Origin of the sequence: Sphingomonas sp. Leaf62 (assembly GCF_001421915.1) — a bacterium.
Lineage (GTDB): Bacteria > Pseudomonadota > Alphaproteobacteria > Sphingomonadales > Sphingomonadaceae > Sphingomonas.
On record NZ_LMLN01000004.1, the window covers coordinates 87,664 to 108,451 of the forward strand.

13 protein-coding genes and 2 pseudogenes are annotated in these 20,788 nt (G+C 65.2%); 7 read left to right on the forward strand and 8 right to left on the reverse strand.

What is annotated here, in order from left to right:
- The 3 genes and pseudogenes from ASE91_RS03500 to gyrB all read right to left on the reverse strand — a co-directional run.
- Positions 1–268: pseudogene (locus ASE91_RS03500) on the reverse strand (ArsR/SmtB family transcription factor); the annotation flags it as partial.
- 24 nt (positions 269–292) lie between these two features.
- Positions 293–712, reverse strand: a pseudogene (locus tag ASE91_RS18585) (ArsB/NhaD family transporter); the annotation flags it as partial.
- Positions 713–837: 125 nt separating this feature from the next.
- Positions 838–3,318, reverse strand: a complete 2,481-nt coding sequence (gene gyrB / locus ASE91_RS03510; protein WP_056001274.1) for a DNA topoisomerase (ATP-hydrolyzing) subunit B — start codon at positions 3,316–3,318, stop codon at positions 838–840.
- Between the two features lie 197 nt (positions 3,319–3,515).
- Here gyrB and ASE91_RS03515 point away from each other — a divergent pair, with 197 nt between their 5' ends.
- Complete coding sequence (locus ASE91_RS03515; protein WP_056001271.1) at positions 3,516–3,890, forward strand: glycine zipper 2TM domain-containing protein; 375 nt, start codon at positions 3,516–3,518, stop codon at positions 3,888–3,890.
- Positions 3,891–3,976: 86 nt separating this feature from the next.
- Here ASE91_RS03515 and ASE91_RS03520 read toward each other — a convergent pair whose 3' ends face one another.
- Positions 3,977–7,000: a TonB-dependent receptor gene (locus ASE91_RS03520; RefSeq protein ID WP_082453782.1), complete on the reverse strand. Its 3,024-nt coding sequence runs from the start codon at positions 6,998–7,000 to the stop codon at positions 3,977–3,979.
- Between the two features lie 263 nt (positions 7,001–7,263).
- On the opposite strand from ASE91_RS03520, the gene ASE91_RS03525 reads away from it, so the two are divergent.
- The gene (locus tag ASE91_RS03525; RefSeq protein ID WP_056622677.1) at positions 7,264–8,778 is read left to right on the forward strand and encodes a tryptophan halogenase family protein; all 1,515 of its coding nucleotides are present in this window, start codon (positions 7,264–7,266) and stop codon (positions 8,776–8,778) included.
- Between the two features lie 91 nt (positions 8,779–8,869).
- Complete coding sequence (locus ASE91_RS03530; RefSeq protein WP_235530291.1) at positions 8,870–11,422, forward strand: TonB-dependent receptor; 2,553 nt, start codon at positions 8,870–8,872, stop codon at positions 11,420–11,422.
- Between the two features lie 143 nt (positions 11,423–11,565).
- On the opposite strand, the gene era is transcribed toward ASE91_RS03530, so the two are convergent.
- A complete protein-coding gene (gene era, locus ASE91_RS03535) occupies positions 11,566–12,468 on the reverse strand; it encodes a GTPase Era (RefSeq protein ID WP_056622693.1) in 903 nt (300 codons plus the stop codon).
- Between the two features lie 184 nt (positions 12,469–12,652).
- Between era and ASE91_RS03540 the strand changes: the two genes are divergently transcribed.
- Entirely contained in the window at positions 12,653–14,227 is a 1,575-nt protein-coding gene (locus ASE91_RS03540) for an alpha-N-arabinofuranosidase (RefSeq protein WP_056622695.1), read from the forward strand.
- 172 nt (positions 14,228–14,399) lie between these two features.
- Positions 14,400–14,957, forward strand: a complete 558-nt coding sequence (locus tag ASE91_RS03545; protein WP_056622697.1) for a hypothetical protein — start codon at positions 14,400–14,402, stop codon at positions 14,955–14,957.
- On the opposite strand, the gene ASE91_RS03550 is transcribed toward ASE91_RS03545, so the two are convergent.
- Positions 14,918–16,018 carry a glycosyltransferase gene (locus ASE91_RS03550; RefSeq protein ID WP_056622699.1) on the reverse strand — a complete coding sequence of 367 codons (1,101 nt, stop codon included), beginning with the start codon at positions 16,016–16,018 and terminating at the stop codon, positions 14,918–14,920. The two genes, ASE91_RS03545 and ASE91_RS03550, sit on opposite strands and share 40 nt — an antisense overlap.
- A 138-nt stretch (positions 16,019–16,156) precedes the next feature.
- On the opposite strand from ASE91_RS03550, the gene ASE91_RS03555 reads away from it, so the two are divergent.
- The gene (locus ASE91_RS03555; protein ID WP_235530292.1) at positions 16,157–16,930 is read left to right on the forward strand and encodes a hypothetical protein; all 774 of its coding nucleotides are present in this window, start codon (positions 16,157–16,159) and stop codon (positions 16,928–16,930) included.
- 166 nt (positions 16,931–17,096) lie between these two features.
- Here the strand turns inward: ASE91_RS03555 and ASE91_RS03560 are convergent, their stop codons facing one another.
- Both ASE91_RS03560 and ASE91_RS03565 read right to left on the reverse strand, forming a co-directional pair.
- Positions 17,097–18,572: a hypothetical protein gene (locus ASE91_RS03560; RefSeq protein ID WP_056622703.1), complete on the reverse strand. Its 1,476-nt coding sequence runs from the start codon at positions 18,570–18,572 to the stop codon at positions 17,097–17,099.
- 4 nt (positions 18,573–18,576) lie between these two features.
- Positions 18,577–20,184: an inorganic phosphate transporter gene (locus tag ASE91_RS03565; protein WP_162233612.1), complete on the reverse strand. Its 1,608-nt coding sequence runs from the start codon at positions 20,182–20,184 to the stop codon at positions 18,577–18,579.
- A 218-nt stretch (positions 20,185–20,402) separates the two neighbouring features.
- Here ASE91_RS03565 and ASE91_RS03570 point away from each other — a divergent pair, with 218 nt between their 5' ends.
- Positions 20,403–20,762, forward strand: a complete 360-nt coding sequence (locus tag ASE91_RS03570; protein ID WP_056001243.1) for a hypothetical protein — start codon at positions 20,403–20,405, stop codon at positions 20,760–20,762.
- Positions 20,763–20,788 lie beyond the last annotated feature (26 nt).

Consider the following 20,788-nt stretch of genomic DNA (forward strand, 5'->3'; position numbering starts at 1 on the left):
CGCGGGCGTCGGCAATGGCGTACCAGAGCGTCTGGCTCTGCCGCCGATAGGTGACGAGACCTTCGTCGCGCATCTTGGCCAAGTGCTGCGAGCAGGCCGATTGCGACAGGCCGACATCGCGGGCGAGATCGCCGACCGTCAGCTCGCCATGTTCGACCAGCTTGCACAGCAGCATCAGCCGGCGCGCATTACCGATCGCCTTCAGCGTGTCGGCAACCTGTCCGGCCTTCGCTTCGAATGTCGCGAGGTTCATCGATGGCTTGAACATCGCCGCCACTCCATAAGTTTATTCTTATGTAGAATCCTCTAATATATTGGCAAGTGCTACGGGAAGAAATTTTGATCCGGCGCTATCGGAATTCGCGGCGTCACGGATCGCGGCGCCGCGAGCGCGGTGCACGGCCACATCGTAATTTCGCGGTATGTCACGACGAAGAAGAACATCAGCGCGCGCAGCGTGGCGGTAATCGCCAACAGGTCGACCGGCACCATCGCGGCGCATCGTTGGCAAACCGGTCTTGAAGAAGGCGGCCGACACGATGTTGACGAGGTTCGTCACGACCAGCGGCAGGCCGGCGGTGTCGGAGACGAGCCCCGCTGCCATGACGAACGCAAGTTTCGTCTCGTCCTCGAAATCCGGCGTCCGCAGCACATCGATGACGATCGACGTCAGGATCGGCGCCACGCCATCTCGAGCGAACAGCGCCACGACGGCCCCGCCCGTCGCGCTGTTCTGATCGTGTTAAGACGCGCCTGACCTATTCAGCGACTTGATCCCAAATTCCGGCTTTCTGCTTCCGTTTCCGATTATTCGCATAAGGGAACATGAGACCGATTTCACACGTCCAGATTGGCGACGTTCAACGCATTTTCCTGAATGAAGTCGCGCCGCGGCTCGACGACATCGCCCATCAACCGCGTGAAGATCTCATCGGCCACATCGGCCTGATCGATCGCCACCCGCAGCATCGACCGGTTCGACGGGTCGAGCGTCGTTTCCCACAACTGCTCGGCGTTCATTTCGCCCAACCCCTTGTAGCGCTGGATTGACAGTCCCTTGCGCCCGGCGGCGAGAATCGCGTCGAGCAACTGGCTGGGTCGTGCGACCAGTGTCTCGCCCTTGGCGGCAACGGCGGGGATTTCGCCCTCCTCGACCTCGGGTTCGGCGACGGGATCGCTCGCGGCGCTGCGCGCGCTCACCAGCTTCGACACGCCGGCATAGCTCGCCGCTTCCTCGGCGGCGAGGCTGTGGAGCTTGCGCCCTTCCGCCGACAGCAGGAACGCCGGTTCGATATTGTGGGTGTCGGTCACCCCGCGCCAGCGCCGCTGGAACTGCAACCCGCCATCCTCGGTCACGCGCGCGGTCCAGTCCGCCTCGACATCGGTCCGCCCGATCCGCGACACCGCGTCCTGCAACCGCGTCTGGCGGTCGGTGTCGTTGATCTGCGGATCGAGCACGCCGGCCAGCGCCAGCACCTCGACGATGCCCATGTCGTACCGCCGCGGCACATAGCGCATCAGCGTCCGCATCCGCCGGGCATGACCCAGCAGCGCCTTCAGGTCGTCGCCGCTGCGCGCGCCCGCCGGGCTTTCCAGCACATGCGCGCTGACCCCGGCCTCGACCAAATATTCGTCGAGCGCGTTGTCGTCCTTCAGATACACTTCGGACCGGCTTTTCGTCGCCTTATACAGCGGCGGCTGCGCGATATAGAGGTGCCCCGCCTCGATGATCTCGGGCATCTGGCGATAGAAGAAGGTCAGCAGCAGCGTGCGGATATGCGCGCCGTCGACATCGGCGTCGGTCATGATGACGATCTTGTGGTAGCGCAGCTTGTCGAGATTGAAATCGTCGCGGATACCGGTGCCGAGCGCGGTGATGATCGTCCCGATCTCGCGGCTGGCGAGCATCCGGTCGAACCGTGCGCGTTCGACGTTCAGGATCTTGCCGCGCAGCGGCAGGATCGCCTGGAAATGGCGGTCGCGGCCCTGCTTGGCCGATCCGCCGGCCGAGTCACCCTCGACGAAGAACAGTTCCGATTTGGCGGGATCGCGCTCCTGACAATCGGCCAGCTTGCCGGGCAGCGAGGCGATGTCCATCGCGCCCTTGCGCCGGGTCAGCTCGCGCGCCTTCTTGGCGGCCTCGCGCGCGGCGGCGGCGTCGATGACCTTCTGGATGATCGACTTCGCATTGGCGGGATTTTCCTGAAGATACTCGGCCAGCTTGTCGGCCATCAGCGCTTCCAGGGGCTGACGCACTTCCGACGAAACCAGCTTGTCCTTGGTCTGGCTGCTGAACTTCGGATCGGGCAGCTTGACCGATACGATCGCGGTCAGCCCCTCACGCATGTCGTCGCCGGTGAGGCTGACCTTTTCCTTCTTCAACATGCCCGACTTGTCGGCATAGTTGTTGAGCGTGCGCGTCAGCGCGGCGCGGAACGCCGCCATGTGCGTGCCGCCGTCGCGCTGCGGAATGTTGTTCGTGAAGGCGAGGACGTTCTCATAATAGCTGTCGTTCCATTCCAGCGCGACGTCGATGCCGACATCGTCGCGAAAGCCGTGGATCGCGATCGGATCGGGCATCAGCGGCGTCTTGGTCCGGTCGAGATATTTCACGAACGCGGCGATCCCGCCTTCGTAGAACAGTTCGATTTCGCGCGGCTCCTCGTGCCGGGCATCGACCAGCACCAGCCGGACGCCGGAGTTCAGGAATGCCAGTTCGCGAAAACGATGTTCAAGCTTGTCGAAGTCGAATTCGACGATCTTGAACGTGTCGGGGCTGGGCAGGAAGGTGACGCGGGTACCCCGCTTGTCCGACGGCCCCACCATCTTCAGCGGCGCCTCGGCATCGCCGCGGCGGAAGCGCATGTAATGCTCCTGCCCGTCGCGCCAGATCGTCAGGTCGAGGAAGTCGCTGAGCGCGTTGACCACCGACACGCCGACGCCGTGCAGGCCGCCCGACACCTTGTACGCATTGTCGTCGTTGGTGTTTTCGAACTTACCGCCCGCGTGCAGCTGGGTCATGATGACCTCGGCCGCCGACACGCCTTCTTCGCTGTGGATGCCGGTCGGAATGCCGCGGCCGTTATCCTCGACCGAGACCGACCCGTCGGCGTTGAGCGTGATCAGGATGCGGTCGCAATGTCCGGCCAGCGCTTCGTCGATCGCATTGTCGCTGACCTCGAACACCATATGGTGCAGGCCGGAGCCGTCGTCGGTGTCGCCGATATACATGCCGGGGCGCTTGCGGACCGCATCCAGCCCCTTGAGCACCTTGATCGAGTCTGCGCCGTAGTCGTTCTGATTGGGGTTCGTTGCCATAGCGAGTATATAGGGTTTCGGGGCACGGAACTAAAGCAAAACCCGCATGTGCGCCGCGACCGTTCCGGCCCGATAATGAACGGCAGCTAACAGGCGCATTCAGTATCGGCTCAAGCGAATCGGCGCATACCCCAAATCACAGACGGACCAACCGCCAGGGACTTTCGGACCGTCGCCAGATTTGAGGGAGAAGACCCATGTTCAAGAAGCTGACGCTCGCTGCCGCCGCACTCGCCACGGTCGCCACCGCCGCCGCTCCCACCGCCGCATCGGCGCAGAGCTGGCGCGGGGACCGCTACGAGCGGGACTATCGCGACGGCCGCAGCTATCGCGAATATCGCGGCGACCGCGGCTATTACAACGACCGCAACTACGCCCGCCGCAGCAACAATCGCGGATGCGAGAATGGCGATGGCGGCACGGTGATCGGCGCGATCGCCGGCGGCCTGCTCGGCAACCAGGTCGGTGGCAATGGCAACCGCCTGCTCGGCACCATCCTCGGCGGTGGCGTCGGCGCACTGGCCGGCCGGGCGATCGATAAGTCGGACGCCCCGCGCTACTGCCGCCGCTAAGCCTTTCCCGACCCCGAGTTGCGTAACGGGGTCACGGGAATGGGGCCGGTCCTCCGACACGGAGGGCCGGCCCTTTTTTATCGCGCTCAGTCGCCGAAGCGGAAGCGCAGACCCACGCCATAGTAGCGACCCTCGTCGCGCACGTCGATCGGCGACGACCGGCCGGGCTGGAAGTTGACATAGTTACGGAACGGCCGCGCCAGGATGTTGCCGATATCGGCGCTGACGGTGATGTTCTTGTTGATGTCATAGCTCGCCCCGGCGTCGAGCCGATCGCGGGCATAGGTGGATTCGCCCGAATATTGGAAGCCGCTCAGCTGGTCGGTATTATACCGGTTCACCCAGTCCGAACGCCGGTTGTACGAGACGCGGGCGACGAGACCCGACTTCTCGTAAAACAAGGCGGCGTTATACGTCCATTTCGACAGGCCGGGAATGGTCAGATACGCGCCCTCGCCTTCGAACGTGTCGGTATTCGGGTTGTAGCCATTGGGGTAACGGTTCTTTCCGGTCAGGTAGCTGACGTTGCCCGAGACACCGAAACCGCTCAAAGCGCCCGGCAGGAAGTCGAAGAAGGTCTGGAAATTGGCTTCCGCGCCCTTGATGTTCGCATCACCCGCATTGATCGGGCTCGACAACGACAAGATGCCGAATTGCGGATCGTTGCGGAACCGCTGCACCCCGGTCGTGAACCCGAAAATGTCCCGCTGGAACACCGACGCGCTGACGAAGCCCGTTTTCGAGAAATACCATTCGAGGCTGATGTCGTAGTTCGTCGACGTGAACGGCTTGAGCGACGGGTTGCCCTGCGACCCGCTATAGTTCGGGTAGATGCGGCCCGGAATCCGGCAGCTCGTGGTGTCGGTCGGATTGTAGTTCGGGGCGGTCGGTTCGAGGCACGGCTGGTAAATCACCGGCTGAATGTTCAGCGCCGGATTGAGGTCGCCGAAATTCGGCTTGGTCCGCGTCTTGGTGTAGCCGAGACGAAGTTGCAGTTCGGGCGTGAATTTGAAACGGGCACTGACGTTGGGCAGGATGTCGAGATAGTCCTGCTTCTCGGTCCGCTCCGACAGCGAGCGGATGCAGGTGTCATCCCGCGGATCGGCCGGCGTACCGCCATCGTTCAGGGTGCAGATGTTCGATACACCGAAGCTGGTGCCGTGGGTCATGACGGCGCGAACGCCGACGACGCCATCGATTTCCAGCCCACCCAGCGCGAAATTATACTTGCCCTGCGCATAGGCCGCGTAAGTGCTCTCGTCGGCCTGCCAGCCCGAAGTCGTGGGCGGCTGGACCGTTTCGGTGCTCCATTCGGCCAGCCGGTCCTTATACCCCTGATCGTTCGGGAACCGTGCCACCAACTGGGCAAGCGTATCGTAGCTCAGCTTCCGCAGTGCTTCCCGGTTCTCGTAGATGCCGGCACGCGGCGGCTGGAGGTACGACACAAAACCCTGCGCGCTGCCACGGAACGGATCGATCGTCTTCGCCAGGTCGCCGATCGGCAACGATGCATAGGGGATCAATGCCGCCGACAATTCGGCATAGCGTGAACCATCGGTGGTTCGCTCACTGTGGTGCTTCGTCGCGCGCAGACCGAACTGGATCTTCGGCAGAACGGCCCAGTCGGTATCGAGCGCGAGGTCGCCGCGCCACTGCCAGTCGTCGCCCTTCACATCGTACGTGGCTTCATAATAGCCGCGGAACATATAGTTGGCGGGGTTGAACGGGTCCCAGCTCGGAAAGTTGAACGACACGCCACCATCGCGATTGAACGCGACGTCGACCGACTTTGCGCCGATGGTACGGAAATCGAGACTGTAATTGTCGCGGGTGTAGCGGCTCCGGCTATAGGCGAGGTCGGTCGACAGCGTCGCACGATCGGTCTGCCAGCGCGCACCGGTCGCGATCTGATAGGTGTTGGTCTGGTCCTGCGTCGTGTTGCGATAGCCCTGCGGCTCGGAGCCTGACGTCTTCGACAGCGATACCGCCTGCGGTACCGTCGTCACGTCATAGGGCGGCTCCTTGCCGGGAAGCAGCTTGGTGTCGTTGTACGACTGCCCGTCCATCAGCACGACGTTGGTGAAAACCGGTGGGGTCGAATTCGGACCCCATTGCTCCAGCGGCACGTCGAAATTGTCGGCATAGCCGCGACCGCGATAGCCTTGGTAGATGCCCTCTACATAGATTTCGGTGTCGGGGTTCGGTTTATACTGCAGCGAGAAGTTGCCGGACGGACGATACCGTTTGCCGCCATCATTATACAGGCCGACATTGTTCGGGAAGAAGAAGAGGCCGTTGGCGTTGCCCTTGTCGAAATTGTCGCGAACCTTCGCTCCCTGCACACCGAAGTCCGAGTAACGGGAATCGCGGACATAGCTCGCATTGTAGCGGACGCCGTTATAATATTGCGACTGTGCGAAAGTGGCGTTGACCAGCAGGCCCATTTCGCCGTCGCCCACCTTCCAGCGGTCCGAAATCAGCACGTTGCCGCCCGGATCGTACTTGCGGCTCTGGTCATTATAGGTACCGCGGAAGCCGCCGGCGATGACGCGGCCGTTGAAGTCGAGCGGACGACGCGTGCGGACGTTGATCAGGCCGGCAAGACCCGGTTCGACCAGATCGGCGGTACCCGACTTGTACACTTCCATGCTGGCGATCGCCTGTGCCGGAAAATCCTGCAACTGCACGCGGCGCAGTTCGGCAGTGAACAGTTCGCGACCGTTATACGACGTCGCAACGTCAGGCAGGCCACGGATCAGCACCCCGTTCACTTCATCGCTGAAGCGGGTGACCTGGACACCGGCGATACGCGCCAGGCTTTCGGCGGCGGTGTAATCCGGCAGCTTGCCGATATCGTCAGCGACGATCACGTCGATGATCGAGTCCGAATTGCGCTTGATCGCCTGCGAGCTGGCAAGGCTGCGGCGAAGACCACGCACCAGGATTTCGGACTGTTCGTCGTCCTTCTTGGTCGCGTCCGGCACTTCGACCGTTTCGCCGGCATCGGCACCGACCGGTCTGTCGGTCGGCGAAACCTGCGCGAATACTGGCGCGGCAGCCAGCATGATTGGCACGACGGCGACCGACGCCATCAGCGTGAAACGACGCATTATACCCCCCCTTTTTGTATTTTATGTTCTATATGACAAATCGCTATTATCTATTTGTCCTACTTTCAAGCGGTATTTGTTGCTGAAGGGTTGCTGATATCGCTACCAATTGCGCATGTGCGCCGAACCCGACGGTCGACGCCGGATCGATATCGCACTACCCCTTGCCACATGCCGGGATCGGGCAAGATCGTTGCCGATAATACGATATTCGAACGATCGGCCGCCGGTGATTCGATCCTGAACCGGCAAAGGAGGGGGCCATGCCAAAACCTGCGACTGTGTCGACAACGGATGCATTAGTACGGCAAGTCGTTATCGTCGGCGGGGGAACGGCAGGCTGGATGGCGGCGGCAGCGCTGTCGCGCGCGCTCGGACCGGTCGGGCGTCATATCACGCTGATCGAATCCGACGCGATCGGTACGGTCGGCGTCGGCGAAGCGACCATTCCGCCGATCCGTGCCTTCAACGCCATGCTCGACATCGCCGAGGACCGCTTCCTGCGCGAAACGATGGGCAGCTACAAACTCGGCATCGAATTCGTCGATTGGGGCCGGATCGGGCAGCGTTATTTCCATCCCTTCGGCGCGGCGGGACAGGATTTCCACGGTGTGCCATTCCACCAACTGTGGCTGCGCCACCGGGCGCGCGGCGGCGATACCGGGCTGACCGATTATTCGATGTGCACCGTCACCGCGCGCGAGGGACGGTTCGGGATCCCGCCGGCGGGCGACCGCACCCCGCTCGCGCATATCGCCCATGCCTATCATTTCGACGCGACCCTCTATGCCGCGCTGCTGCGCCGCGTCGCCGAGGAACAGGGCGTCGTCCGCCACGAGGGGCGGGTCGTACAGGTCGATCGCGACGGCGGGACGGGCGACGTCACTGCGGTCCGGTTGGACGACGGCCGGACGATCGCCGGCGATCTGTTCGTCGATTGCTCGGGGTTTGCCGGGCTGCTGATCGAAGGGGCGCTGGCGACCGGCTATCACGACTGGCGGCATTGGCTGCCGATGGACCGCGCGCTGGCGATGCCGACGACCCGGCTCGATCCGCTGCCGCCCTACACCCGCGCTACCGCCCATTCCGCCGGATGGCAGTGGCGGATACCGTTGCAGCATCGCACCGGCAACGGGCATGTCTATTCCAGCGGCTTCACCACCGCCGAGGATGCCGAACGCCTGCTGCGCGACCATGCCCCGGGCGAGCCGTGCGGCGATGTCCGGTCGCTGTCGTTCACCACCGGTATGCGGCGCAAGGCATGGTCGCACAATGTCGTCGCACTCGGCCTTGCCGCCGGTTTCGTCGAGCCGCTCGAATCGACCAGCATCCACCTGATCCAGCATGGCATCCAGCGGCTGATCGCGTTGTTTCCGGGCGCTGCCGTCCACCCGGCCGAACGCGACGCCTTTAATGCCGACATGGCCCGCGCGTTCGAGGCGGTCCGCGACTTCGTCGTGCTGCATTACAAGGCGACGACCCGCAACGACAGCGACTTCTGGCGTACGATGCAGGCGATGACCGTGCCCGACAGCTTGGCGCACCGGATCGAATTATGGCGCGCGCAGGGGCGGTTGATCCCGCAGGCGGGCGACATCTTCGCGGTTCCCAGCTGGGCAGCGGTGCTGACCGGACAGGAGCTATGGCCCGCGGCCTACGAACCGGGCGTCGACCGGCTGAACGCCGATTCGGTCGAGGCCGCGCTGCGCGACATGCATGCCGCCTATCGCCGCGCTGCGCGGTCGCTGCCGATGCACGCCGCGGCACTCCCCCGATAGAATCGCCCCGCCGCGCGGTTGCCTCGTTTCGCCACGATCCGGTCGGAAACGCCGCCTACTGCGCGCTCGCAACGACGATGGAGCATGCTGCATGACGGGACACGGGCGGAACGGCTGGCGGATGCTGGCCGGGGCGGCATTGGTGATGGCCCCTGCCCCGGCACTGGCGCAGGACGATCCCGAACCGGCCACCGATGACCGACGTAAGGACGACATCGTCGTCACCGGCAAGCGTCCGCCGGGATCGGCGCTGGGCGAGGCCGCACCGGTCGCGGTGCTCGATGCGGAGGCGATCCGCGCCCTGGGCGTGACCAGCATCAACGACCTGCTGAAACTGCTCAAGCCGCTGACCACGTCGAACAGCGGCGGCGAACCGGTGTTCCTGCTCAACGGCCGCCGCATCTCCGGCTATCGCGAGATCCAGACCCTGCCACCCGAAGCGCTGGAGCGGACCGAGATCCTGAACGAACAGGATTCGGCGCGGTTCGGGTTCCCGGCCACGGTCCGCATCGTCAATTTCGTCACCAGGAAACATTTTCGCGCGCTGACCATCGAACAGGGGGCGGGCACCACCACCGATGGCGGCGGCGGCACCGCGCGCGTCGAACTGGGCACGACCCGGATCGAGGGCGACCGCCGCACCTTGCTGTCGATCAAATACGACCGGCAGAACCCCCTATTCGCCGATGAACGCCCCTATCAGATCGACAGCGACACGGTGTTCGACCGTACCGGCAATCTGCGCGGGCTGAACGGCGGCAGTATCGACCCCGCGCTCGATCGCCTCGCCGGCCGCGCGGTCACCGCCACCGCCGCGCCGACCGATCCGGCCCGGCGCGACAGCCTGAGCGCCTATACCGCCGGCACGACCCGCGCGACCGATCTCTCGCCCTTCCTGTCGCTCCGCAGCAACGACCAGTTGAAGGTCGACATGACCCATGCCGTGCCGATCGGCAAAACCCTGACCGGGTCGCTGAACCTGATCGTGGACGCGCAACGCGGTTTCGCGCTGGCCGGGTTGCAGGGGGCCGCGCTGCGCCTGCCCGCCGCCAATCCCGCCAGCCCGTTTGGCGGCGACGTGATGCTCTATCGCTATCTGGACGAAGCCGGCGCGCTGACCCAGCGCAACGACAATCTGACGCTGCATGCCGGATCGGCCGTGCAGGGCGGGATCGGTCGCTGGATGTGGACGGTCAGCGGCGAATTCGACCGCGTCCGCGCCCGCGCCTCGGTCGATCGCGGCGTCGATCCGGCGGTGTTGCAGGCGGCGGTCGATGCCGGCGCCGATCCGTACGACCTGTCCGGTCGCGTCGCCACCGCCGGCCGGATCATCGTCCGCAGCCGCACCCTGACCAACACCGCCACGGCCAAGGCGACCGCCAACGGCCCGCTGTTCGATCTGCCCGCCGGACAGGCGCTGCTGACCCTGAACGCAGACTACGCCTATTCAAACAGCACCGGGCGGCTGGCCGACAATGCCGAGGCGGCAACGTCGCTCACCCGGACGATCGCGGGCGGCAGCGCCAGTCTCGACCTGCCGATCACCTCGGCCGATCGTGGCGTGCTGGACGCCATCGGCACGGTTTCGGCCAATGCGACGCTCGGGCTGACCGGGGTGTCGGATTATGGCAACCTGACCAGCAGCAACCTCGCGCTGCGCTGGAATCCGTGGCGTCCGATCCAGATCACCGCATCGATCAACACCGCCCGGACGCCGCCGGCGATCGCGGCGCTGACCAATCCGATCGTCACCGTCCCCAATACGCCGTTCTTCGACTTCGTGACCGGCGTGAGCACGTTGATCGTGGTGACCGGCGGCGGCAATATCGATCTCGCGCCCGAAGAGCGGCAAATCCGCACCCTCGGCGTCGACTGGCAACCGATCAAGGGCAGCGAGCTGCGCCTGAACCTTGCTTATGTCGACACGCGGATCACCGATCAGCTGGTCTATCCGGGCAGCGCGACCGCCGCGCTGCAAGCGGCGTTTCCCGAACGATTTCCGCGTGATGCCGCCGGACAATTGCTGCGCGCCGACCTGCGCCCGATCAACGCGCTGCGCGAACGCGAACGCAAGATCACCACCGGCTGGTCGTTCTTCGGCCAACTCGGCCCCAAACCGCCCGCACCGACGCCCCCGGCCAAGGACGCGCCGTCCCCGCCTCCGCCCAAGGAGCGCCCGATGCTGTGGAGCTTCACCACCTTCACCGTCCGGCTCGATGATCAGCTGGTGCTGGCCCCCGGCCAGTCGCAGCTCGACCTGCTCAATGGCGCGTCGCTCGACGGCAATAGCGGGCGTCCGCGCTATGAAGTGCAGGGCAATGTCGGCGGTTCCTACGGCCCGGTGCGGTTGGGTACCTATATCCTCTGGCAGGCACCGACCCGCATCCGCAGCACGATCGCCGCATCCGACCTGCGCTTCACCCCGGCGACGTTCATGGGCTTTTATTCGCAGTTGGAGGGCCAGCAACTCGCCCCCAAGGCGGCGTGGGCCAAGGGCATGACCTTCCAGTTCGAGGTGCAGAATATCCTCAACGACCGACCCGACGTCCGCGACCGGAACGGCGCGGTGCCGTTCCGTTTCCAGCCCTCGTTCCTCGATCCGTACGGGCGGATCATCAAGCTGTCGGTGCGCAAGCTGTTTTGAGAGCGCCCCGTCCCATTGCCTCCGTCATTCCCGCGCAGGCGGGAATCCATATACGCCGACATCCGGGCAGAGTTCGCCACCATAACGTCTATGGATTCCCGCCTGCGCGGGAATGACGGCTGTGAGACGGAGGACGCTGGCCCCTACTCGACCCAATCCAGCCCGATATCGCGGTACAGCATCCGGTCTTCTTCCCAGTTCGGCTTGACCTTCACATGCAGGTACAGGTGCACCCGCACGCCGAGCAGTTCCTGCAATTCCTTGCGCGCGGTCGCGCCGATTTCCTTGATCCGCTGCCCGCCCTTGCCCAGCACGATCGCGCGCTGCGTATCGCGCGCGACATAGATTTGCTGGTGGATTTCGACCGACCCGTCCTCGCGCTCCAGATAGCGTTCGGTATCGACCGCGCTGGCATAGGGTAGTTCCTCGTGCAGCTGATGATACAGCTGCTCGCGCGTCACTTCGGCCGCCAGCATCCGGTCGGTGGCATCGCTCACCTGATCCTCGGGGAAATGCCACGGCCCCTCGGGCATTCGCTTCGCCAGCGCCGCCTTCATCTCGGGCAAGCCGTCGCCGGTCGTCGCGCTGACGAAGAACGTCTCCTCGAACGCCGCCAGTTCGTGCAGCCGCGCGGCGTGGTCGAGCAGGCGCGGCTTGTCGGCGATATCGACCTTGTTCAGGATCAATATCTTCGATTCCTTCCGCCCGGCGAGCGGCTCGACGATCGCGCGGACCTTCGGCCCGATCCCGCCCTTGCCATCCACGACCACCGCGACCGCATCGGCACCCGCCGTGCCCTCCCACGCCGCCGACACCATCGCCCGGTCCAGCCGCCGCTTCGGTTCGAAGATGCCCGGCGTATCGACCAGCAACAGCTGCGTATTCCCCTCGATCGCGATGCCCATCAACCGGGTGCGCGTCGTCTGCGCCTTGGGACTGGTGATCGCGACCTTCTGTCCGACCAGCGCATTGACCAGCGTCGACTTGCCCGCATTCGGAGCACCAAGGACCGCGACGAGGCCGCACGACTGGGGAGAAGACGTCAAAAGCTAACCTCGTTCGTTATTGGATAGCGTCCTTCATACCCGCCGCCGCCGCGCAAGCAAAGCGGCTGCGGATGTCGATCAACGCTTGATCCCCTTGCCCATGCCCGCTACCCAATAGTCCGACAAGAATAAGTCAGGAGGGGGCGAGAACCCAATGCGTGACCAATCCACTGCGCGCCGCACGATGCGGACCCGTGCGCGCAATTTCGTGCTCGGTACGGCATCGCTGCTGATCGCGGCGACCGCGTCGGCACAGACGCCCGCCACCACGCCGCAGCCGGGCGAGCCGGCGCAGATCGCGATCCGGGGCGACCAGCAGGGTCCGACCTATGACCGCCGCATCTTCACCCAGTTCGCCGAGCATCTCGGCAACGGCATCTATGGTGGCCTGTGGGTAGGCAACGACCGCAAAATTCCCAACACGCGCGGCTTCCGCAACGACGTCGTCGCCGCGCTGAAGCGCCTCGGCGTGCCGGTCATCCGCTGGCCCGGCGGCTGCTTCGCCGACGAATATCACTGGCGCGAAGGTATCGGGCCGAAGAACAAGCGCCCGGTCAAGATCAACAACCACTGGGGCGGCGTGACCGAGGATAACGCGGTCGGCACCCATGAATTCATGGACCTGACCGAACAGGTCGGCGCCGAAGCCTATATCTCGGGCAATGTCGGCAACGGCTCCCCGCGCGAAATGGCCGAGTGGGTCGAATATATGACGCAGGAGGCCGGCACACTTGCCGACGAACGCGCAAAGAACGGCCGCAAGGCACCGTGGAAGGTGCCCTATTTCGGCATCGGCAACGAACTCTGGGGCTGTGGCGGCAACATGCGCCCGCAATATGCCGCCGACGAGACCCGCCGCTTCGCGACCTTCATCAAATCGCCCGCCGGCAGCCGCATCCTGAAGATCGCGTCGGGCGCGAACAACGACGACTATAACTGGACCGACGTGATGATGCGCGAATCGATCGGCCAGATCGATGCCGTCTCGCTCCATTACTATACGGTTCCGGGCAGCTGGCCGCCGCGCGCCTCTCCGACGCAGTTCGACGAATCGAGCTGGGCCGAAACGCTCGCGCTGACGTGGCGGATGGACGAATACATCACCAAGCACGTTGCGATGATGGATAAGTACGACCCGCAAAAGCGCGTCTGGCTGGCCGTCGACGAATGGGGCACGTGGTATGCACAGGACCCGGGCACGACGCCAGGCTTCCTGCGCCAGCAGAACACGATGCGCGACGCGCTGGTCGCCGCGATCAACCTCGACATCTTCGCCAAACATGCCGACCGCGTGAAGATGACCGCCATCGCCCAGATGGTGAACGTGTTGCAGGCGATGATCCTGACCGACGGGCCGAAGATGGTCCTGACGCCGACCTATCACGTGTTCGAAATGTACAAGCCGTTCATGGACGGCACGGTGCTGCCGATCACGGTCAACAGCCCCTATTACTCACGCGACAAATGGGTGATGCCGGCGGTGTCGGCCTCGGCGGTGCGCGGCAAGGACGGGGTGGTCCATGTCGCCCTGTCGAACGCCGATCCGAACCGTCCGACCACCGTGTCGGCGGCGCTGACCGGGATCAACGGCGCAACCGTCACCGGCCGCGTGCTGACCGCGCCCACGATCACCGCGCACAACACCTTCGACAACCCGAACGCCGTGACCCCGACCGCCTTTACCGGTGCACAGGTCGCGAACGGCACGCTGACGGTAACGCTGCCGGCCAAGTCGGTGGTGATGCTCGACATCAAGTGAGGAACGGGGCGGCGCAGGTCGCCCCGGACCGCTCCCCTCCCCGAAACGGGAGGGGAACCACACTGGTCGACGCAACGACCGCGCATTCTTCACCGAATCTGCACAGGCCATCCATTCGCGGCCGACACCGACCGGCCATAGGGTCCGGTACGAAGACCGCGAAAGGACCGTCATGCCCCGATCGATCAATCCACACCTGCTCGGCTGGGGCGGCGCGCTGCTGCTGCTCGCCATGCCCGCCCTGCTGGGCGCGCCATGGACGTCGTCCGATTACGGTTTCGCCGCGATCCTGTTCGCGCTGGCGGGCGGCGCGGTCGAACTCGGCCTGCTGGCATCGTCGAACATCGCCTATCGCTTCGGCACGATGGTGGCGGTCGTCACTGCGTTCCTGCTGATCTGGGTCAATGCGGCGGTCGGGTTTCTCGGCAACGAAGCCAATCCCGCCAATGCGTTGTTCGGCATCGTGCTGCTCGTCGCGCTCGGCGGGGTGGTCCTCGCCCGCTTCACGGCACGCGGCATGGCACAGGCGATGGCCGTCGCCGCCGTCGCGCAACTGCTGGCGGGCATCGTCGGCTGGAGCCTCGGCTGGGCCTCACCGGGCGCGAACGGTGTCCGTGAAGTGGCGATTGGCACCGGCCTGTTCTGCGCGCTATGGTGCATCAGCGCGGCGTCGTTCGCCCGCGCCGCGCGTCACTCCGCCCAGAGCCGCACCGCCAGCCCCTCGATATAATCCGCCGCCCGCGCCGCCGCATCCGCGTCGTAAAGCGCGGCCAGCGCCGCCGGATCGAGTGCCTTCGCCGCATCCAGCAGCCCGCGCCACGGTGCCAGCGACCCCGGCCACTGGTGCAGCGCCACCGCCGCGCCGACCTCTGCCAGCCGGTCGGCCTTGCGCGTCTGTTCGGCGAAATACCGCCATTCGGGCGCGCAGATATAGGGGCGGCCGACCCGCGCGATCTCGTGCACCGTATTGTCCCCCGCCGATGCGATGACGACGTCGGCGGCGGCGATGTAATCGGTGACGCCCTCGACCCAGCCGCGCTCGACCAGATTGCCGAAATCGGTCTCATGCCCCTCGCGGTGGACCGGCCCGATCACCAGCCACAGGGCTTGCGGAACCGCCCGCGCCGCCATGGTCAGCGGCGCATAGGGCGTCCCCGCCCCGCCGCCGCCGGTCAGCACCAGCACGACCTCTTGGGTAGGATCGATGCCCAGCTTCGCCCGTGCCTCGTCCCTGGTCGGCACGGGATCGGTCGTGGTGCACAGGCCACCGGTGTAACAGGTCTTGGCCCGGCCCCAATCGGGGAAGTCGTCCTGTTCGATCGCTTCGTCGAACGGCGCCAGCAATCCGACGCATGCCTGATACGCGCCCAGATGCCCCGGATCGGTGCGATCGCCATGCATCCGGATCTTGATCGCAGGCACGCTGGCGATCCGCGCCATCAGCGCGATCTCTGCCGAAACGTCGACCACGAACAGCGCGGGTGCGGCATCGTCGAGATGGTCGAGGATCGTCCGCATCGTCCGCCGCGTCGCCTCGACGCCCAGCGGCACGCAGTGCAGCACTTCGGGCGTCGGCTGGTCGAACAAGGCCCTGGTCGGCACCGGCGCGCCGATCATGTTCGGCAGGGCGACGATCTCGATCGGGCGGTCGAATCCGTCGAACAGGTCGGGGCGGGCGCACAGGATCGTCACCCGCCGGTCGGCGGGCAGTTCCCGGATAATTGCGATCGCCCGATTGGCATGGCCGCGACCCTGATGGTGGATGAAGAAGGTGATCGGCCGCGTCGTCATGTACCCCCCGGAGAAACCCGTCTTGGCCGCACGAACGCGGCGGAACCGATTCCGGCTCCCCGCGTAGCTGCCTTCAGCAGAAATTATTTCGGAAGCTCAACGATTTCCGATGATTTAGATGGGAATAGAACCTGCATGATGACGCATGACGGCTGGTCCAATCCGCGCCCCGGCCTGACGATCCTGCGTCGCGGCGACGCGCCGATCCGCTCGATCCAGGTGTACGGACAGCGTTGTTCGGGCACCAACGTTCTGATCCGGTCTATCGAGGCCAATCTGGGCCGCACCGCCTTTACCGAAAGCTACGGCTTCAAACACTGGTTCGTACCCGAACAGGTGTTGTTCCCACGCGACGTGATGGTGCTGGTGGTGGCGCGCGACCCGGTCGACTGGGTGCGCAGCCTGCATCGCCAGCCATGGCACGCCCATCCCGAGATAAAAAAACTCGGATTCTCCGACTTCATCCGCGCGCCGTGGCATAGCTATTGGGACAGCGAATTCTGGGGGGTCGAGGCGGATCATCCGGTGCTGGGGCGCGAAATGCTGCACGAACGCTGCCCCGATACCGGCGATCGCTTCGCCAATCCGGTGGCCAAGCGCACCGCCAAGCTGCGTCACTGGGCCGGGCTGCACGACCGGGCGCATCATGTGGCATTGCTGGGCCATGCGGCGTTCTGCGCCGATCCGGCCGGCGTGATCGTCGACCTCGCCGCCGCGACCGGCCTTGCGATGGCCGATCCCTTCATCGCGCAGGACACGTACAAGGGACAGGGCCGGCGCAGCTTCACCCCGACCGCCTACCCACCGGTATCCGACGCCGATCTCGCCCATATCCATGCGTGGCTCGACCCGGCGGTCGAGGCCAAGTTCGGTTTTGCCATTCCGGAACGTCAGGCGCAGGCGGCGGAATAGAAGAATGGTTCACGCGAAGGCGCGAAGACGCGAAGGGGTTTCGCCAGCGGGCAACCCACCCGCGCCAGCGGTCTCATCTCCGTTGCAACTGGTGAAGGTGTCTCCCGATCGCGCGACCGTCGCCCGGAACGCAACGCCTTCGCGTCTCCGCGCCTTCGCGTGAACCCTATCTTCCTTCAGCCTTAGCCCGCCCGACCAACACCGCCAAAGCAACCGTCAGCAACCCGGCAACCAACGCCCAGATCGCCAGCCCCTGCCACGGCGTATACCCGAACCATTCATCGGCCACCGTCCGCAAATACCCCGGATCGAACCGCGCCGCGAACACCGACTTTAACAGTGCGCGCGGTTCGTCCTGCGGGGCGGTGATCTCCGCGCTGGCGATCGCCATGTTCAACGTGACCGACCCGGCCAGCAGCGCGCCGACGGCCACCCGCGACCAGCGGGTCGTCCGTGCCCAGAAGGCACCGATGCCGATGCACAGGAATCCGACCGCCGGCAGCGCATGGCGCGGCCCGGTCGCGTTGCCGCCGTCCCAGTAATAATAGGAGGCGTTGATCAGGAACGGCACCACCGCCCCTGCGATCGCCAGCCAGCCGAGATCGCGCGTGGCGCGATCACGCACCAGCATCGCCAACCCGAACGGCGCGACGATCAGGATCGGCGCGACCCACACCATGCCGCGCCGCTCGCCGAAAACCAGTTCGAACAACACATAGGGCTTGGGATAGGTCAGTCCGAACAGCCCCTCCTGCATCCCTGCAAAGCCGGCCACACCCGAATAGCCGAGCCGGAACACCGTCCCGAACGCGATCAGGTTATAGGCGAGCAGTACGACCAGCGCGCTCGCCCCCGCCGCCAGGGCGACGACGACCGTCCGTATGGCGGTGGCGCGCGGCAGGTCGCGCAACCGCCACAGCGCGAAGCCCGCAACCGGCAGCCCGGCGATCAATGCCGAATGCTCGATCAACACCGCCCAGCCGAGCGCCAGCCCGGCGATAACGGCATGCCCCCGCGATCGCGCCGGCCCGGTCCCGCGCCACACCGCCCAGCTCGCGATCAGCAGCAGCGCGGCGACCGGCGCATGGCCGAAGATCGTGGTCGACCATCCCCAGACGGTCGTGCCCAGCCCATAGGCGAGCGCGGCGACCGCCCCCGCCTCGATATCGCCGGAGATCCGGCGAACGAGATCGTAGAGCAGCATCGCTGCCAGCGCGCTCAACACCGCACAGATCGTCGCCGCGACCAGCCGGATGCGGACCTTCAGGAAACGGTTGAACGCGGAATTTTCGAAGGCGGGGACGAAGGTATCGGCGCGCTGCCCCGATGCCCGGTCGGCAAGGGCGACGGCGGGGATGCCGAGCACGGTCATCCCCGGTGCCTTGTCCGAATAATAATGCTCCCCGAACTGCGCCTTGTCGATCGTCAAGGGCGCGAATTCGTCGATCGTCGCATCGCCCTGTTCGACCAGCGACAGCGTGGCGAACATCCGCACGGCGTTGTTGGGATTGAACTCCCACGACCCGAACCATGCGCAGGAGAACCAGACCAGCAGCGCGATCAGCCATGCCACCGGATCGCGGCGGAGCTGCACGACCGGCACCGTATCGGGCCGGTCGACCCGCTCCGCCGCCCCCGTCATCCGGTCAGAAGACCCGGTTGAGCAGCAGGTACAGCGACCCCGACAGCAGCACCGACACCGGCAGCGTCAGCACCCACGCCATCAGGAGGTTGCGCACCGTCGACGTCTGCAACCCCGACCGGTTGGCCGCCATCGTGCCGGCGACGCCCGACGACAGGACATGGGTGGTCGACACCGGCAGGCCCATGCTGTCGGCACCGAAGATCGTCGCCATCGCCACCAGTTCGGCCGACGCGCCCTGCGCATAGGTCAGGTGGGTCTTGCCGATCTTTTCGCCGACGGTGACCACGATCCGCTTCCACCCGACCATCGTGCCGAGGCCGAGGGCAAAGGCGACCGCGACCTTTACCCAGAGCGGGATGAAGCGCGTACCGGCGTCGAGCGAGCCGCGATAATCGGTCAACACCTGCTGATCGCGCTCGTTCAGGCCCAGCGACTTTTCCTTGCCGAGGCGCTTCACCGCTTCGGAGGCGAGGTACATGTCGTTGCGCATGTTGCCGCTGACGGCGGCCGGTACCTTCGCCAGCGAACCATATTCGCGGACCTGCCGGTCGATCGTGCCGACCAGCGCAGTGACGGCGGGCACGGTTTCGGCGTCCAGCTTGCGCTCGGTGATGTAGCGCTGCGTCTGGCTGCGGGCGGCGGTATCGTCGAGGCTGACGCGCGCGCCGCGGGGGCTCAGCACCTGCGTCGCGGCCGCGCTGTTGGTGACGAACTGCGCTTCATATTCGGCGGGAACCGCGCGGTTGAGCGCATAGGCGGTCGGCACGGTACCGATCAGGATCAGCATGATAAGGCCCATGCCCTTCTGCCCGTCATTCGACCCGTGGGCAAAGCTGACGCCGGTGCAGGTGAAGATCAGCAGCGCACGGATCCACAGCGGCGGCGGCGTATCGCCGACCGGCGCCTCGTACAGCTTGCGGTTGCGGATCAGCGTCTTCATCGCGAGGAACAGCAGCGCGGCGACCCCGAAGCCGATCAGCGGCGAGATGAGCAGCGCCTTGCCGATCTCGGTCGCCTTGTCCCAGTCGACGCCAGCCGACCCGCTGCGCCCTTGCAGGATCGCATTGGCGACGCCGACGCCGATGATCGATCCGATCAGCGTGTGCGACGACGACGACGGGATGCCCAGCGCCCAGGTGGCGAGGTTCCACACGATCGCCGCGATCAGCAGCGCGAAGACCATCGCGAAGCCCGAAGACGACCCGACCTGCAAGATCAGTTCGATCGGCAGCAGCGAGATGATGCCGAACGCGACCGCGCCGGTCGACAGCAGCACGCCGAGGAAATTGAAGAAGCCCGACCACACGACCGCGACGTGCGCGGGCATCGAATTGGTGTAGATCACCGTCGCCACCGCATTGGCGGTGTCGTGGAACCCGTTCACGAATTCGAAGCCCAGCGCGATGATGAGCGCCAGCACCAGCAGCCCGAACGGCATCAGCGTCAGCGGATCAACACTCGCCGCCGCCGCATCGCGATAGACGTTGTAGACGACATAGCCGAGCGCGGCGACGATCGCCACGGCGAATCCAAACGTACCGGCACGACCAAAGCTGTCGTCCAGTTTCGGGCCGGGGCGTACATCCCGCTCCAGCGCTGCGCTCGTCATCGAAATTCCCCTGCCGAATGGACGAATCGCCCTACTGGCGAAGTGTGACAGTTGCACACCGCCCCCGCGTCGGCATCGCGGTCGGCGAGCGGCCCATAGCCGATGGAAGATGCTTTGGCGATATGATGCGAAAGGGTGTTCGGCCACGGTTTATCCGCCGGCCGCGCCCTTTTCTGTGCTTGACGCAGACGCCCGCTTCGCCGCACCGCAGGGCCGCCATGACCGACCGCATCGATCCGCCGCGCGCCGGACGGCGCAACCGTCGCGACCTGCTCGACGAGCGGACCTGTCAGATGATCTGCCCGATCGCCGCGGCGATGGTCGGCGTCTGCCTGACCGGCATCGGGCTGCTCCACGTCACCATCACCCTGCGCGCGCGCCAGACCTTTGCGGACGACCTGTTGTCGATCGACGCGCTGATGTTCCTGATCGCGACGCTCAGCGCCTATTTCGCGCTGCGGGTACAGGGCGTGCGGCGACTGCACTGGCTGGAACGGATCGCGGATACGGCCTTCATCATCGCGATGCTGTTGCTGACCGCCGCCTGCTTCTTCATCACCTACTCGCTCAACCGGTGAATCATTACCGATTGTTCAGCGCGCGC

Excerpts from the sequence above, each read along its gene's own strand:
- gyrB (WP_056001274.1), bottom strand. The coding sequence starts at position 3,318 with ATGGCAACGAACCCCAATCAGAACGACTACGGCGCAGACTCGATCAAG.
- ASE91_RS03515 (WP_056001271.1), top strand. The coding sequence starts at position 3,516 with ATGTTCAAGAAGCTGACGCTCGCTGCCGCCGCACTCGCCACGGTCGCC.
- ASE91_RS03520 (WP_082453782.1), bottom strand. The coding sequence starts at position 7,000 with ATGCGTCGTTTCACGCTGATGGCGTCGGTCGCCGTCGTGCCAATCATG.
- ASE91_RS03525 (WP_056622677.1), top strand. The coding sequence starts at position 7,264 with ATGCCAAAACCTGCGACTGTGTCGACAACGGATGCATTAGTACGGCAA.
- ASE91_RS03530 (WP_235530291.1), top strand. The coding sequence starts at position 8,870 with ATGACGGGACACGGGCGGAACGGCTGGCGGATGCTGGCCGGGGCGGCA.
- ASE91_RS03540 (WP_056622695.1), top strand. The coding sequence starts at position 12,653 with ATGCGGACCCGTGCGCGCAATTTCGTGCTCGGTACGGCATCGCTGCTG.
- ASE91_RS03545 (WP_056622697.1), top strand. The coding sequence starts at position 14,400 with ATGCCCCGATCGATCAATCCACACCTGCTCGGCTGGGGCGGCGCGCTG.
- ASE91_RS03550 (WP_056622699.1), bottom strand. The coding sequence starts at position 16,018 with ATGACGACGCGGCCGATCACCTTCTTCATCCACCATCAGGGTCGCGGC.
- ASE91_RS03555 (WP_235530292.1), top strand. The coding sequence starts at position 16,157 with ATGACGCATGACGGCTGGTCCAATCCGCGCCCCGGCCTGACGATCCTG.
- ASE91_RS03560 (WP_056622703.1), bottom strand. The coding sequence starts at position 18,572 with ATGACGGGGGCGGCGGAGCGGGTCGACCGGCCCGATACGGTGCCGGTC.
- ASE91_RS03565 (WP_162233612.1), bottom strand. The coding sequence starts at position 20,184 with ATGACGAGCGCAGCGCTGGAGCGGGATGTACGCCCCGGCCCGAAACTG.
- ASE91_RS03570 (WP_056001243.1), top strand. The coding sequence starts at position 20,403 with ATGACCGACCGCATCGATCCGCCGCGCGCCGGACGGCGCAACCGTCGC.